Source organism: Paraprevotella clara YIT 11840 (assembly GCF_000233955.1).
In the GTDB taxonomy this organism is placed as follows: domain Bacteria; phylum Bacteroidota; class Bacteroidia; order Bacteroidales; family Bacteroidaceae; genus Paraprevotella; species Paraprevotella clara.
The window spans coordinates 43542-59602 of record NZ_JH376592.1; the positions used below are offsets into that span (position 1 = coordinate 43542).

11 protein-coding genes are annotated in these 16061 nt (G+C 51.1%); all 11 read right to left on the minus strand.

Annotated elements, in window-relative coordinates; translation table 11 throughout:
- Positions 1-24: 24 nt before the first annotated feature.
- On the minus strand, positions 25-1023 hold the full coding sequence (locus HMPREF9441_RS04470) for a hypothetical protein (RefSeq protein WP_008618479.1): 999 nt from the start codon (positions 1021-1023) through the stop codon (positions 25-27).
- Entirely contained in the window at positions 1010-2878 is a 1869-nt protein-coding gene (locus tag HMPREF9441_RS04475) for a peptidase U32 family protein (RefSeq protein ID WP_008618480.1), read from the minus strand. Before HMPREF9441_RS04475 ends, HMPREF9441_RS04470 begins: the two co-directional genes overlap by 14 nt.
- Positions 2875-3792, minus strand: a complete 918-nt coding sequence (gene metA, locus HMPREF9441_RS04480; RefSeq protein WP_008618481.1) for a homoserine O-acetyltransferase MetA — start codon at positions 3790-3792, stop codon at positions 2875-2877. The genes HMPREF9441_RS04475 and metA overlap by 4 nt, the downstream gene beginning before the upstream one ends.
- A gap of 144 nt (positions 3793-3936) precedes the next feature.
- Positions 3937-5967 carry a M13 family metallopeptidase gene (locus HMPREF9441_RS04485; RefSeq protein ID WP_021980943.1) on the minus strand — a complete coding sequence of 677 codons (2031 nt, stop codon included), beginning with the start codon at positions 5965-5967 and terminating at the stop codon, positions 3937-3939.
- A 35-nt stretch (positions 5968-6002) separates the two neighbouring features.
- Positions 6003-7946, minus strand: coding sequence for an ABC-F family ATP-binding cassette domain-containing protein (locus tag HMPREF9441_RS04490; RefSeq protein WP_172634914.1), 1944 nt, complete (start codon positions 7944-7946; stop codon positions 6003-6005).
- 117 nt (positions 7947-8063) lie between these two features.
- A complete protein-coding gene (locus HMPREF9441_RS04495; RefSeq protein WP_008618487.1) occupies positions 8064-9971 on the minus strand; it encodes a BNR repeat-containing protein in 1908 nt (635 codons plus the stop codon).
- A 9-nt stretch (positions 9972-9980) separates the two neighbouring features.
- On the minus strand, positions 9981-11261 hold the full coding sequence (locus tag HMPREF9441_RS04500; protein WP_008618488.1) for an ABC transporter permease: 1281 nt from the start codon (positions 11259-11261) through the stop codon (positions 9981-9983).
- A gap of 6 nt (positions 11262-11267) precedes the next feature.
- The gene (locus tag HMPREF9441_RS04505) at positions 11268-12356 is read right to left on the minus strand and encodes an ABC transporter permease (protein ID WP_008618490.1); all 1089 of its coding nucleotides are present in this window, start codon (positions 12354-12356) and stop codon (positions 11268-11270) included.
- Positions 12357-12450: 94 nt separating this feature from the next.
- Positions 12451-13437 carry an HlyD family secretion protein gene (locus HMPREF9441_RS04510; protein ID WP_008618491.1) on the minus strand — a complete coding sequence of 329 codons (987 nt, stop codon included), beginning with the start codon at positions 13435-13437 and terminating at the stop codon, positions 12451-12453.
- Between the two features lie 41 nt (positions 13438-13478).
- A complete protein-coding gene (locus HMPREF9441_RS04515) occupies positions 13479-15035 on the minus strand; it encodes a TolC family protein (RefSeq protein WP_008618493.1) in 1557 nt (518 codons plus the stop codon).
- 134 nt (positions 15036-15169) lie between these two features.
- Complete coding sequence (locus HMPREF9441_RS04520) at positions 15170-16048, minus strand: hypothetical protein (RefSeq protein ID WP_008618495.1); 879 nt, start codon at positions 16046-16048, stop codon at positions 15170-15172.
- Positions 16049-16061 lie beyond the last annotated feature (13 nt).

A 16061-nucleotide genomic window follows, 5' to 3' on the forward strand; every position in this document is an offset into this window, starting at 1 on the left:
CCCGCCCCGGACAGGACAGAGCGGTCATTCATTCCATGCACCGCAGCGCGGACAACGCCCCTTGCCGTGAAGCTTGGCCCCGCAACGTCCGCAAACGTAAGGACAACGGGCATAACGGAAATAACGCCGCAACGCCCAACCGACGTAAAACAAGAAAAAAGGATAGCCGAGATAATATAACGTGGTGAGCGAAAAGAAGAGATAACACCCTGCACATACGCCTAATAAGGCAAACAAGTACAGCATGGCCTCCTGAAAGGGAAGTTGTCGGCAAACGTCTTCCACCGACGCTATGGCCAGAATGACAATCAGCCACACGGAAGCCACGAACAAGCCCAAAATAAACGGCAATCCGAAAGGATTGAGCGTCGGGTGGAAATAAAACTCCGTCCACGTATCAGGCACAAAATTCTGCATACTGGCATAAAGCGTAGCAGCGCCGGACAAGGTCAGGCAAAGCAAGGTAGGATAACAACTTCCGATATCGTCGAAATGCACGATATGGAAACGCTTGCGACGCATGCGGCGTACTAACCATAACACTGACAGCACGCCTAAAACGGACAGGAAATATATCAGGTGCGTATTGCTGAAGGCATGGATAAACCGCGAAATGGAATCATCCGGAACGACCCGTGCCAGTAAATCCTGCTCATGCACCCACCCCATGGTAGACTGGTCGCGGGCTACTTTCACCCAAACCGAATCCACCGAGTCCTCCGGTACAATCATGACTTCAGCCACGACGAGGCGGTCGTCCGCAAATACAGCCACGGTGTCTTCCGGCACACCGGCATGCACAGGATTATGGACGGGATGGACGGTTTGCAGGCACAACGAATCTCCCACCACCACGAAATTATAATTCCGGTTATAATGATGGGAAGCCTCAAAATCAAGCGAATCCTTCCGTTTCTCCGTCAAATCCCATTCGTCGGAATAATCGGGCTTCTGGTAATAACAACCGGCCGACAATAAACTGCCTAACAACAGGCAAATCAGAAAAAAGTTACTCTTCCGCATCGGCATAGACTTTCATTTGGCAGGCTTTACAGTCGAAAGACAAACGGAAACGACGTCCGTCGGACGAGACCAAATAATACGGTTCCCGGAAGGGGGACTTCCCTCCTCCATAGCGCGGGCACCACCCCATGCTGTAACGCAGGCAATGGCGGCAAAACATCAGTACGGCACCGGCAGGTTCCCGTTCCTCAAAAGCCGGAGCGATGCGCACAGCCCCTTGCTTATGGTAGAAATCCTCTGCCTTACGGTTCATCACATTGGCCAGATACGTCACCTCTTCCGGAACCCACCGCACCGGAGCCTTCCCTTGCTTTTCATCCCGGCTACGTGTAAAGGCCGTCGGAAGGAGGCGCACCTCTCGCGGCTCATTCATCTTACGTGCCGACAACAACCGCCCAACCAACGTCCTGCGCCAATCGGCCAATACGGAAGAAGGGATAAACCAGTCGGAAAGGAGACGAATCTCTACTCCGCCCGCCTCGAACGGTGTATTTCCCAACTTGGACAACTGTACCTTGATGTTTTCAACCTGCGAGCTGCGTGCCTTCTCTTTGGGATAGGGAAAAGCCACGGCAACCGACACCTCGTCCTCGTCGCGCACCTCCAACGTGAAACCCTCGGCATACTCGCCCAACGTCCATTCCACCCGGATTTTGCGGACAGCGGACGGACGGGACAGCACGTCCTCGAACGCCTTGTCGAAATTGCGGTACAGACGGGCGTGAGGACGGACACGCGGCATTTCCGCAGGATAAATCTTATTGGCTTCCACACGGTTTACGCGAAATCCCTGCAAGTTACCCTGCTCGTCCAAAAAGCACAGTCCGTCACCGTTGGCAAACGGCTTGACTCCGGACACGACGATACATTTCCCACGGACGTCTTTCACCGTCCCCACTTCTTCACCCAACGATTTGGGCGTATGGAACGAAAAAATATCAGGTGTACGGCCATCCAGAAAATAACGGGTGAATCCGCGGTTGAAACTTTTCTCCAAACAGGGTGTGAACGCCAAAGAGACCTGCCCCGATGAAGCCCGGCGGTACTCCGGACGGCGTTTGAAGATTTCGTCCAAACGGCTGCGGTACCACGCAGTCACGTTTTTCACGTATGCCACGTCCTTCAGACGTCCTTCGATTTTCAGCGAAGTCACGCCCGCATCCAACAAACGTTCCAAATCCGCCCCTCGGTTCATGTCTTTCAAAGAAAGCAAGTGGCGGCCTTGTTCTATCATACGCCCGTCACTATCTACCATATCGAACTTCAACCGGCAGAACTGGGCGCACTCTCCCCGATTGGCACTCCGCCCGAAGCAATGCTGCGACACGTAGCACTGCCCGCTGTAACTGACACAGAGTGCCCCGTGTACAAAGACCTCCAACGGCACGTCGCAAGCCTCATGCACGGCCTGAATCTCGGCCCAAGACAGTTCACGCGCCAACACCACTTGACTGAACCCCAAACCGTGGAGGAACTTCACCTTCTCCGGTGTACGGTTGTCCATCTGCGTGCTGGCATGCAAAGGGATGGGCGGAAGGTCGAGTTCCAGCAAAGCCATGTCCTGCACGATGAGCGCATCCACTCCGGCACGATACAACGCCCACACCAACCTTTCCGTCTCAGGCAGTTCCTCGTCCTTCAATATCGTATTGACCGTGACGTACACTTTGACACGGAACGTATGGGCATACTCCACCAGACGGGCGATGTCCTCCACGGAATTGCCCGCCGATGCCCTTGCCCCGAAACGGGAAGCACCGATATACACGGCATCTGCCCCGTGGTCCACTGCCGCCATGGCACATTCCACGTTGCGGGCCGGAGCCAGAAGCTCTACTGGTCTTTGTCTGATCATCGGATACTATTAATATCGTAAGGAGTTTCCTGATACACGTAATAATTCAGCCAGTTGGAAAACAACAGGTTTCCATGGGCACGCCATGTCACCAACGGTCCTTCCTCCGGCACATTGTGACAGTAATAGTTCACCGGCATGTCTATCGGCAAGCCTTTCTCCAAGTCGCGACGGTATTCCGTATCCAAGGTATAGGGGGAGTACTCGGCATGTCCCGTGACGTAAATCTCCCGTCCGCCACGCGCCATGACCATGCACACCCCGGACTGAGGAGATTCGGCAATGACCTCAAGGCCGGGCACCCGGAGCACGTCCTCGCGGCGAATCTCCGTATGGCGGCTGTGCGGCATATAAAACTCATCATCGAAACCGCGGAATATCGGTAGCATGGGAGCCAACGGATATTGCTTGAAAACGCCGAACATCTTCCGGTCCAACTTGTATTTGGGTACACCGTAATAATGGTACAGGCCGGCTTGGGCAGCCCAACAGATATAAAGGGTGGAAGTGACATGGGTGCGTGCCCAATCGAAAATTTCCTTGATTTCATCCCAATAATTCACCTCTTCATAGTCAAGATGTTCTACAGGCGCACCGGTAATAATCATACCATCGAACTTCTCCTCCTTCATCAGCTCGAAATCACAGTAGAAAGCTTTCATGTGCTCCACCGGCGTATTCTTCGACGTGTGCCCTTTCACTTTCATGAAAGAGACCTCGACCTGCAAAGGCGTGTTGGACAACAGCCGGACGAGGTCGGTCTCTGTCGTAATTTTCAACGGCATGAGGTTCAATATGACAATGCGCAACGGACGGATGTCCTGCGAAGAGGCTCGCGAACTGTCGATGACAAAGATGTTTTCTTTCTTCAACAACTCGATGGCCGGAAGCCTGTCTGGTAAATTTAATGGCATGTATAATCGGTTTTATCGTTTCTATGACCACGCAAAATTAGCAAAATCTTACTGAAACGCCTACCATTTTAACGCAACAAGCGGAACGATTTAGAATCTTTATCGTTCCGCTTGCCTAAAAAATATATGCCTACGCCGAATGGCTTACCAAATCGTCACACGCTTTTCTTTCGGCACAAACATCGAATCTTTTTCAGTGATACCGAAAGCCTCATACCAAGCGTCGATATGGGGCAATGCGCCGTCCACACGCCAACGTCCCAATGAATGGGGGTCGCTCTTCGTCCGTACGCGGATTTCCTCGTCACGGATATTTCCGGCCCACAGATTTGCATAAGCCAGGAAGAAGCGCTGTTCGGGCGTAAAGCCGTCTTCCGTCTGCAAAGGCTTCTCTTTCATTGCATTTTGGAAAGCCGTATATGAAACCATCAAACCACCGTGATCGGCCAGGTTCTCGCCCAAAGTCAAAGCACCGTTCCCTTTCAAACCGGGTAATACCTCTATATTGCTGAAGAAATCCTCCATCACTTTGGCGCGGGCTTCGAAGCGTTCCGCATCGCCCGGTGCCCACCAATCGGTCAGGTTTCCGTTCTTGTCGAACTGACGGCCCTGGTCGTCGAATCCGTGCGTCATCTCATGGCCGATAACCACACCTATGGCTCCATAGTTATAAGCATCGTCGGCCTCCATATCGAAGAACGGCGGCTGAAGGATACCGGCCGGGAAGCAGATTTCATTGGTCGTCGGGTTATAGTAAGCGTTCACCGTCTGCGGAGTCATGTACCATTCGTCACGGTCGACCGGCTTGTTCAACTTCTTGTCTATGACATATGCCAAATCGAACTCATTGCTGCGCACGATGTTGGCCCAGTAACTGTCGTCCTTGATTTCCAAGCCCGAATAGTCGCGCCATTTGTCGGGATAGCCCACCTTGACATAGAAAGATGCCAATTTGTCCAAAGCCACTTTCTTCGTCTCGTCGCTCATCCAATCCTGTACTTTGATACGTTCAGCCAAAGCGTCTTGCAGGTTTTTCACCAGTTTCACCATACGTTCTTTGGCTGCTGCGGGGAAGTATTTCTCTACATATTTCTCGCCTAACCCTTCGCCCAATACGCCTTCCACGGTAGCCACGGCTTTCTTCCAGCGCGGACGATCCTGCTGTTTTCCGCTCATTACCCGTCCGTAGAAATCGAAGCTGCAAGCCCGAAGTTCGTCGCTAAGATAGGGAGCCGATGAATTGATCAACTTCCATTCCATGAAAGCTTTCTGGTCTTCCACCGGCGTTTCGGCCAATATCTTTTCCACCTCATGAATCGGCTCGGGTTGTCCTACGCTGACTTCTTTCAGTCCCTGAATACCCATCGTACTGAAGAATACATCCCAATCAATTCCGGAATAGTCCTTCTTCAGTTCCTCGTACGTCATCTTATGATAGTTGGCTTCGGGATCACGCTGCTGCACGGCCGAATAAGAAGGAACAGCAATACGGGTTTCAATGCCCATCACGGCTTCCATCTTACGTTTGGCTTCTTCCGGAGTAGAGCCGCACAAGGTGAACATCTTCTCCATATATGCCTTGAACGATTCACGGACATGCACCGTGGCCGAATCATTGTCCAGATAATACTCTTTCTCACCGAGGCTCAAACCGCCTTGCCCGATTTGAAGGAGGTTCATGCTACTGTTCTTGATGTCGGCATCAATGTAGAAGCCGAAGTAACCGGGAAGCCCCTTACTACCGAGTTTAGCCATCTGGGCTATGATTTCCTTGCGGTCCTGGATGGCTGCAATAGCCTCCAAGTCAGCTTGGATAGGGGCATAACCCTCCTTGTTCTGCTTCACGCTGTCCATGGCGATGTTATACAAATCACCGATTTTCTGCTCCAACGTCCCGGCTTCGTGCTGTCCCTTGGCCATGGCTTCTATCAAGTCGCGCAACTGCTTGTTATTGTTCTCTATCAAGACCTCAAAGTTCCCGTAAGTCGAGTACTCGCCCGTGAGTGGATGAGCCTTGATCCAACCGCCGCAGGCATACTGATAGAAATTATCTCCCGGCTTCGCCTTCTGGTCCAAATTACTCAGTTCGATTCCCGTCTTGGAAACCGATCCGCCACAGCCTGCCAATGCCAAAGAAGCAAAGGCCAGCATAGGGAAAAATTGCTTTAGTTTCATTTTATCATTCATTTAAGATAGTATTTGTAGAATATTCAAGATTGTGCCTCTTCAAGTTCCAACGAAGCCTCTTCCCACGCATTGACAGCCTCGTCCAATTGCTTCTTCAACGCGCCATGACGTTCGTAGATCGAAACATCGGCAGCCCCTTCCGGAGTGGCCAGTTGGTCTTCCAGCATTTTCACTGCGGCCTCCAACTCCCCGATTCGGGCTTCGCACTGTTCCACCGCCTTCTCCAACCTACGGACTTTTTTCTGTTGTTCTTTCTGCTGTTCGTAGCTCAACCGATTGGAAGGCCCTGTTTTTTCCTCCACAGAAGAAACCATCGTCGAAGATGTGGAAAGTGAAGGTTTCTGCAAATCGTTCAAAGATTCGATATTCTTACGCTGCAAGAAGTCATAGATACCTCCCAAATGCTCCTTGACCAGTCCCCCGCCGAACTCATACACTTTGGAGACGAGGCCGTCGAGAAATTCGCGGTCGTGGCTTACGACTACTACCGTTCCGTCGAAATCCCGTATGGCATCCTTCAACACGTCTTTGGAACGCATGTCCAGATGGTTCGTAGGTTCGTCGAGAATCAGGAAGTTCACGGGTTCGAGCAAGAGTTTAATCATGGCCAAACGACTCCGTTCTCCCCCCGACAGCACCTTGACTTTCTTTTCGGAAGCTTCGCCGCCGAACATGAATGCTCCTAATATGTCGCGTATCTTCAAGCGGATGTCTCCCTTGGCCACACGGTCTATCGTGTCGAATACCGTCAGTTCGCCGTCTAAAAGTTGCGCCTGGTTTTGTGCAAAATAACCTATTTGCACGTTATGCCCCAGCTTCAAATTCCCCTCGAAAGGAATCTCACCCATGATACATTTGACTAAGGTAGATTTTCCTTCGCCGTTCTTTCCGACAAACGCCACCTTCTCGCCACGTTTGATGGTCAAGTCCACATCGTGGAACACGACATGTTCCCCGTATGCCTTTCTCACGCCTTCGCAAATCAGAGGATAGTCGCCACTACGCAAGGCAGGCGGGAACTTCAGCCTCAAAGCCGAGTTGTCCACCTCATCAACCTCTATCGGCACCATCTTTTCAAGCTGTTTGATGCGGCTCTGTACCTGTACGGCCTTAGTGGGTTTATAGCGGAACCTTTCGATAAACTCCTTGATGTCGGCTATTTCTTTCTGTTGGTTCTCGTATGCACGAAGCTGCTGCTCGCGACGTTCTGCGCGTAGCCGCACGTACTCGTCATACTTTACCTTGTAATCGAACACGCGGCCGCAGGAAATTTCCAAGGTACGGTTGGTTATATTATTGATAAAGGCGCGGTCATGGCTCACCAAGACGACGGCATTGGCCTTAGTGGCCAGAAAATTTTCAAGCCACTGTATGCTCTCGATGTCCAAATGGTTGGTCGGCTCATCGAGCAACAACACGTCGGGTCTCCTCAACAGCAACTTGGCCAACTCTATACGCATACGCCATCCTCCGCTGAACTCACGGGTAGGACGGTCGAAATCCTCGCGCACGAACCCTAACCCCATCAAAGTGCGTTCCAGTTCGGCCTGATAATTCATGCCGCCCATCATCTGAAAACGCTCGCTCTCATGCGTAAACTTTTCCACGAGAACCATGTAGCTTTCACTGTCGTAATCCGTACGGTCTGCCAGTTCCTGATTCATCCGGTCAAGCCGTTCCTGCATTTGGCTGATATGGGAAAAAGCCTGTTCCGCCTCTTCACGCACCGTATGCTCGTCGCTCAACACCATCACCTGCGGCAGATAGCCGATGGTGGAACCGCCGGAAACAGCCACCGTTCCCGAAGTGGGCTGTTGCAGTCCGGCTATAATCTTCAACATGGTGGACTTCCCGGCCCCATTCTTTCCCACAAGGGCGATACGGTCTTTGTCATTGATGACATACGAAACGTCCTGAAACAACGGGGTCGCCCCGAACTCCACTCTTAATTTCTCAACTGATACCAATGCTTTATAATTTTGCTACAAAAGTAGTGAAAGGTGAGCGCAGAGACAAATAAAAACGAAGTTTTTCTAATTTGACTACACCGAACCGCATCCTGCTTTATTTTAAAGTAGCGGAACTTAGCGACATTGAGAATCCAAACGGGCGATTTCTGCGGGATTCAAAGCACGATGGTACACCGTATAGCTGCCGATACGGCCATTGCAAGCGTCCAACAGCAAGCCACGCAAATCACAATCGCCCTCCATACTTTGGTCTACCAAGCCGTTGACATACGTGGTCAAACGACCGCCTTCGGCCACTACGGCCAACGTAAAGCGGGAATACGGCTCCACCGGGTACCACTTGCCATTCGTCCCGCGCCCATAACGCAACCAACTGTCAGCCGTACCCAATACGTTACAACTCCTGACGGTTTGCTTCCCTACCGTCAAACAAGGTTTGAACGAAGCGGAATCAGCCTCCCACGACCAATCCCCCCCCCGGCAAACGGTTCCGTGCAAAGGCTCGTCACCTGCTTCCACAGCCACGAACAACGTGAAATCGCCTTTCCGGCATTCACGCGGCACATCCACCTTTTGCGTTTTGCCCGACATCCACGCCGTGCCGCTTCCAAAGCATTCTCCGGCAATCCACCCGTTTTTCAGGTCCACCGGTTCTTCCTCCCAACGGAAATCGCCGTAAACGGATGTGGGATACCCCGGACGGGCTGAACTGACAATCCAATCGAAATAGTCGCCATGCATCCACGCCAGACGCAAAAGCGAACTTTCGGAATCCGGAAGAATGTAAGGCCGCACGTTGTTCTTACGGGAATGGCGGGTAACAGGCTCTGCCTTCACGTCCCCACTGCGGACATCCACCGTGTACTTGACAATCTCATACACACATCCGAACGCCCCGCTGACGGGCACGGAACAATACACCACCTCGGGATGTGCCGGATCTATGGCCATGCCGCCGCTGTAACAACGTTCGATATCCGGTGTCTGGTGGAAATGCCCTCCGCCATGCGCCAAGAAGATTTCCTTCCAGGCCTGTCCGTCCCAATACGTATAATAGTAATCGTGTTTCTTCTTGTCTCCACTGATTTTGACCATGGCTATCACCGGATGCCCCTGCTTGTCGGTAGCCACCTGCCACACCCAGTCACGCACACCGGGTGTATGATCCACGACCGCTACCGGATAATCTACGGCATATTGTTCCGTACGGTTCACCTTAAACGGTCCGTCGGCAATGGTTGACAATACCTGGCCCTGCACGTCTTCCAGTTGCAAAGTCCTGATGTTGACACTATTCAGGTATAACCAGTTCGGATTTTCGTTATCCGGATGACCGGTCGTATAGGTAAACATGATACGGTCTTTCCCGTTGGAATAGTATTTGGCATACGGACGCGCCCCCGTAGACTGCACCATCTGGTAAGGCCCCCAGTCTATCTGCACTTCATCGTTCTCATCCGGCAACGACAACCGCGCGATGGTGGGATGCCAACGGATACCGCGCCAGCATAAGTAGATATGCTCCGGGTCGTCGGACAATATAAAAGGAGAAGGATAGGTCGTATTGTCTTTCGTCAGGATTTTCTTCTCTTCGCCCAACGTCGTAATGTCGCCGGGGACTTGGGAAATACGGTAATAAAAACAGGGCTCGTCGGTATGCCGCGAATAGAATATCATGACACGTTCGTCCGGCAGTACCAGAAACGTCGGATTATTATGGTCGTCCGGTTGGAAATAAGAGCGTATCAGCACTTCCGACCTCCTTCCCTTCAAAAAATCATACTGCACGGCCTTCACAGCCCCATGCACGTCAATATAACCGACATAACTGCTGTTTATCGTACCGCTTGCATTCTCATAATGCAACGCACGCGGGTCGGCAAACCAGCACCATGCGCCTTCGTCTGCCAGTTTGTCACCTTCGTAAACCGTAGCCTCGGCGGGAGAAAGAAGATTTTGTGCAGCCGCCGTCCCTGCAAGTCCGGCCCAAACGGCCATGACCATCAGAAATAACTTTTTCATGAATATGGATTAGTTTAATGATTCCGCCTTTTTAGATAAATCGCTCTCGCTCGGCAGAGCCTGAGCAAGCTCGGTCTGCGCTCGCTTACTCGCGATTTTCCGGCTCTCGCCTATCATGTAATAATAAGCCGCACAAGCCGTCAAGAAATATATTCCAGCCTGAATCCACAGGCCGACATACTCGAATGTCACATCCTCCAATAAAGCCCCCATCGTATTGATACGTACGAAACCGTTGATGCCGAACGTGGAAGGGGCCAACCAAGATACATATTTCCAGAAATCGGGCACAGCCACTCCCGGCCATGAAATCCCCGAAATGAACAACAAGGGCAAGGAGGTGAATACAAATATCAACATACAAGTCTCACGCTGGTACACCAGAATGGAACACGTCATGGCAAAGAATATACATGCCAACAAATAAGGCACCATAAACGCCAGCAAGTCGGATGCCTGAGGAATTTGAGCCAAATGGAACAGTTGCGGCACTGCAATCAACACCCACACGCTCACCAAAGCATACAGCATCAGGTAGCACAGTGCCTTGCCCAACACCAAACGCACCGTACCTCTCCCTGTCCCTTGAACCAGTTGGGTATGCAACGTAGCCCGTTCGCGGGCAGAACCGTTTATCAGTCCTATACCCAGAAGCAGCGTCTGCTGGATGACCAGCATCAACACAGCCGGAATCAGGAAACAGGCAAACCCGTTCGTCGGATTGAACAAAGCCACACTCTCGTACAACAAAGGTGCGGTAGACACTTCATCCTGCCGCACGGTGGTATTCCCCATCCGTTTGATCTGCAATTCGGTGTTCATATCCAAAGACACGTCCGTACACGCCGTCAGCAGCGCTTTGTAGTAAAGCAATCCGCTCATGTCGCAGTACAAACCGACATACGCCTGTTGCATCCGGTTGACCTTACGGCTGAAATCATCCGGAATACGGATGATGCCATACGCTTTCGTGCGGCGCATCAATTCTTTCGCCTCTTCCATATTTCCCGTCCGCGCCACGACTTTTACATCGGGAGAAGCATCGACCCTACGGACAAAGTCGCGGCTGAAAGCCGTATTCGCCCCGTCGACAACGACCGCAGGAACTTCCCTGACCGTTTCTCCCGTATAAATAAAAGCATAGAGCAAGGGATAAAGTACCGGTACCAGAATAAAAAAGATCAGTACTCCCTGGTCACGCACCACGCGACCGGCTTCCTTACGCCATATAAAAAACGTATCACTGACAGCCTCACGGAATAGGATATGCAATTCTTTTATCGTTCTCATGACAGATTAAGGTATATAATCATAGTTCAACATGACCGTACGCAACCGCTTGAGCAATAGCAACGGAAGTAAAACGAACAACAACAAAGCCAAATAAGGCTTCCAAGCATAAACCATCGGGTAGCCGTTCAGCGTCTGACTGACATAAATCAGAAAATAATGCCTCAACGGGAATAAATTACTCAGTACTTGCAAAGCCGGATGCATAGCCATCACCGGAAACGAAAAACCCGAAATGGAGAACGAAACGACGCCCCACAACGAACTGGCACTCAGAGCCAACCGCAACGTGGGCAGGACAGAAATGAGAAACACTCCGAAAGCCTGCGACGCCAATACCATCAAAAAAGCGGCACACAACAGTGGACCGATACCGCTATGGCACGGGAACCCCAATATGCCATAAAGGTAAGCGTCGTAAGCTGCGGCTACGCTGAAAAAGATGACCGTATGAGGAAGCAATTTGCCTACGAGAGCATTCCACATCCGGTTGTCCGCCATGGCCAACCACTCCTTCCCGGTACCCTCCTTGATTTCGCTCCCGATGGCAAAGACCGTGACCATGAATATCATAATCATCAAGATGCCGGGCAGAATCGTATTGTTCAAATAAACCGAATAGTTCAGCCACGGGTTAGACAAGGCGTGCGTGTCGATGACGATCGGTTGCAAGAAAGCCATAGCCGTACGCTCGTCCATTCCTTTGGCCTGCAACGTCTGCAAGCCGACCGAAGCATTGGCCAACACGGACATCGTACGTAAATCACGATATATCAATGAGCCGGCAATAAGCAGGCTGTTATTGGTATAAAAAGACACCGTGGGCTGCCGGCTCGACAGAATCTTCTCGGTAGTGCCCTCCGGAATATAGTAGAAAGCATAAATTTTACCTTGTTGCATGGCTCGCCGCGCCTCACTGACCGAGGCATAATCTTCTGTCAGGTGCACTTGGCTGAAAGCATCCATGTTACGCAATATTTCCCGCGTAGTGGACGTATTGTCTTCGTCCACCACTCCCACGGGCATATCCTTGGGCAACCCCTCGTACATCAGCGTGGTAAAGAACAGGCAACAAAGGAGTGGAGCCGCTACCATACAACAAAGGTACAACGGCCGGGAAACCAGCCGCCGTAACTCACGCACCATAATGCCTGCTATACCATGAGACGCCTGCATGCCCGTTGCCTCCTTATCGTTTGATGATGACCGACATGCCCGGACGAAGCACTTCCTTCACTCCCACCGGAACCGCACGCACCTCAAACGTTTTCAGGTCGAATTGTCCGGTGGTTTTGGTAGCTTTCCATGCCGCATAAGTTCCCCGGTCCTTCATGTAAGTCACTTTCAGTTTGATGTCTTTACCGAAAGCAGGCACGTACGCCGTGAATTCTTTTCCTACGGCCAAACCGCTTAACAAATCTTCACGCACATTGAATGTCGCCCAACGGTCGTCCAGCATCGTAATGTTCATGATAGGCGCTCCCGTACCGACCAATTCCCCCGTTTCGGGGAAAATCTCGGAGACTTCACCGTCCATCTGCGCCAATAATATAGTCTCTTTCATGTAAGACTCCACCTCGGCAATCGCCCCCTTCGCACGTGCGACTTGTGCGGCTGCCGCTTCCTTGTCCTCACGTTGCGCCCCGTTACGCGCCATTTCGTACTGTGCCCGCGCGGCGCGTTCCGTGGCTTTCATCGCCTGGTAATTCGCATAAGCCTCGTCACGCTTCTGCGCGCTCATCACTCCTTCTTCGAACAAACGGTCGACCCGACGATAAGACTTCTCGGCGATGTCCAGACCGGCTTTCGCCTTTTGCCACATCTCGTATGCCCCCTGCAACTGTTCTGCCCGCGTCCCGCGGTCGGCTTTCTCTTTAATCGCCTGAGCAGCCTGACCGGCTGCTTCGGCCTGCGACAGTTTGGCTGCCACATCCGGAGCCTCCAATACGACCAGCGTATCCCCGGTTCTCACGTGATCGCCCTCTTTCACATAGAAATGCAATATCCTACCCGGCACCTTACTGGAAACCCTATATTCAGACGCCTCCATTTGTCCCTGAATCGACTCATCGTCATGCCCCAACAGAAGCATGCCTGCCACAGCCACAGCCGCAATGACCACCACGAGCGTTACCAACGCCCATATCACATTATTATTTTGTTTCTTGAGTTCCATACATCCATTTACATTTTATTATCGTCAAGGTTTCATTCTCATTATAATCCCGGGCCTAACGTACCCATAGCCTTTTGCAGATAAGTCTGTGCCAGTTTCAAGTCTATCTGTGCATCAATCCTATCCGACTGGGCGGAAAGCCAGGCGGTTTGGGCTTCCATGACATTCGTCACGGGAACCACTCCTTCCTTGAATCCCTTATCGGCATAACGGAGATTCTCTTCCGCTTTTTCCATGTTCTTCTCCGACAAAGCCAGTCTCTTTTGTGCTTCCGTATTCTTAAACAGACTTTGATTGACCTGTAATTCTATCTTTTCCTGCGCTTCGGTCTGCTGCAAACGGGCGATATTGACTTCACTTTTGGCGGCCTTTACCTTATATATACCCTCATTCCAATGAAAAATAGGCACGGAAAGCATGATGCCCACGTTCCACATCCCACGGAACTTATTCTCGAAACCGTTCAACAATGAAGGATTGGAAACCAAATACCCACCGGTCAAAGCCAACGAAGGCAGCATTTCCGAACGAACCACCCGTACTTTGTCTTCGTATATCTTATGAGCCCAATCCAAACTTTTCAATTCCGGACGATTAGTCCACGCCCGTTGTACGGCATCATCGGGTACCGTCTCCAACACTTGCAAATCCGTCCGGCTTTGCATAAATCGCTCACGCTCGGCAGAGGCAAGCGAGCTTGTCTCTGCGCTCGCTAACTCGCGATTTTCATCCGTCAGCGTGAACTTCGTGTCCAAATCCATACCACACAACTGACAAAGCACCATTTTAGACAAAGCCAAACCATTGTCAACCTTAGTCAATAACATTTCAGCTTCGTTTACTTTCACCTTTACCGTCAATCCGTCCGCCTTGGTAGCCACTCCTTCCCTTATCATCTTCTCCACATCGCCGTCCAGACGGTTTACCAAGTCCAGGAAGCTCTCCGCCATCTTTTTCTTATAGCTCAACGACACGACCGTCCAATAGGCATCGTCCGTGTTGAGAATCAAATCCTGCAACTGGGCATCATGCTGCGTACGCGCCAATGCTTCGGAAAACTTCGTGATACGGTGATAAGCCCTGATTTTACCCCCCATATACAAAGGTTGCATCAGTGTCACAGCTCCGGCCCACATGTTACGGGTATCCGTCCGCAAGGCATCCGTCAGTTCATTGCCCAACTGGTTTAAAGCCGTGGACATGCCGTCCAGTTTTCCGCTCTGTATGGCCTGCTGCAAAGAAGCCGCCAACTGGGGATTCGTCTGTGCGATATGCTGGATGATAGGAGTAGCCGCCTGTGTCAACCCTTGCTGCAACGAGGTTCCCATGTGGTTCAGAGCCGATTTCTGCCCGTCGTTCAACAATGAAATTTCATCACTGAAATACATGTACGTTCCCGTGGCCGAGAAATCCGGAAGGAAGTTGGTAAATGCCGCTTTCCGGTCATAATGCGCCTTCCGCATCCTTTCTTTGGCTATCAGCAGGCTCTTGTTGTTTGCAATGGCCATATTCCGGCAACTATCCAAGCTGAGCACACGCTGCGCGTGTAACATGCTGAAAAAAGCCGCGAGAATCAAAAAGCCAAAAAGTCTTTTCATCTTGTCTGTTTTTAATATTCCGCTTGATCGTCACCTGAAAATTGCATAGGCAACGATGCAAAAGTATAACAAAAATAGGTCAAATCCTCATGATTTAACCTATTTTCGTACATATTGCACATTCCTCAACATTTCTACTTCTCATAGTTGAAGCTTGCGTTTCCGATATTATGCCCATCGGCAAAAACCGACACGCGATAAGTGCCCTTGCTCAAAAACTCATTGACGTCCCAATATACCGTCACCGACGTAGCTTCTCCGTTATATTCGATATCCTTTTTAGCAGAATACTCCAAGTTCCGGTTCTCATAGACAAACGTTCCTCCATTCGTCAGCACTTCGTTGTTTGGTTTGGTGATGCGCACATAAATACTCCGATTTCCGGCTTGTGCCGTAATGTTCCTCGCAATGACAAAGCTGACGACAAACTTCTTCACATCCTTGACTTTACGGGCCTTCTTCCCACGCTTGTTCTGTCCGACCATAGAAATGCCCGTGGCATCCAGTTGGGAAGCGATGGCCACTTTCTCGCTCAGCGTTTCCTTTTCCGTAGACAGGTTCGTGATAGTCTGCGTAGCCTGGGTGTACTGGGCTTTCACCTGTTGGTTCTCGCTACGAAGCTGCTCGTTTACCCGGTTCAACGAATCTATTTCATGCACATAGCTTCTCAAGATGCTGCGCAACGTGGCCAATTCTTTTTTCAGACGCATGATTTCGGCCGCATCAGTAGCTTTCACTTGCTTCAATTCAGCCAACAACTCTTCCGTCCGTTGTTGCTCCTTATCCAACTGGGCGATCAGCGAATCATTGTTGATTTGCGTTTTCATTTCGCTGTACTGCTGGGCAAAGCGGGCATATTCGTTTTCCATCTCCCTTTTGTCCATTTCCGCCAGTTTCAGCATTTCCTCTTTCTCCGCACTCTCCTGCATGTAAGAATAGACCATGTAGCCTAATCCCGCACAAAGGAGCAAGACTACGACCGAAGCAATGATGATTATCTTTTTCTTGTCCATAGTTGAAGTGTTT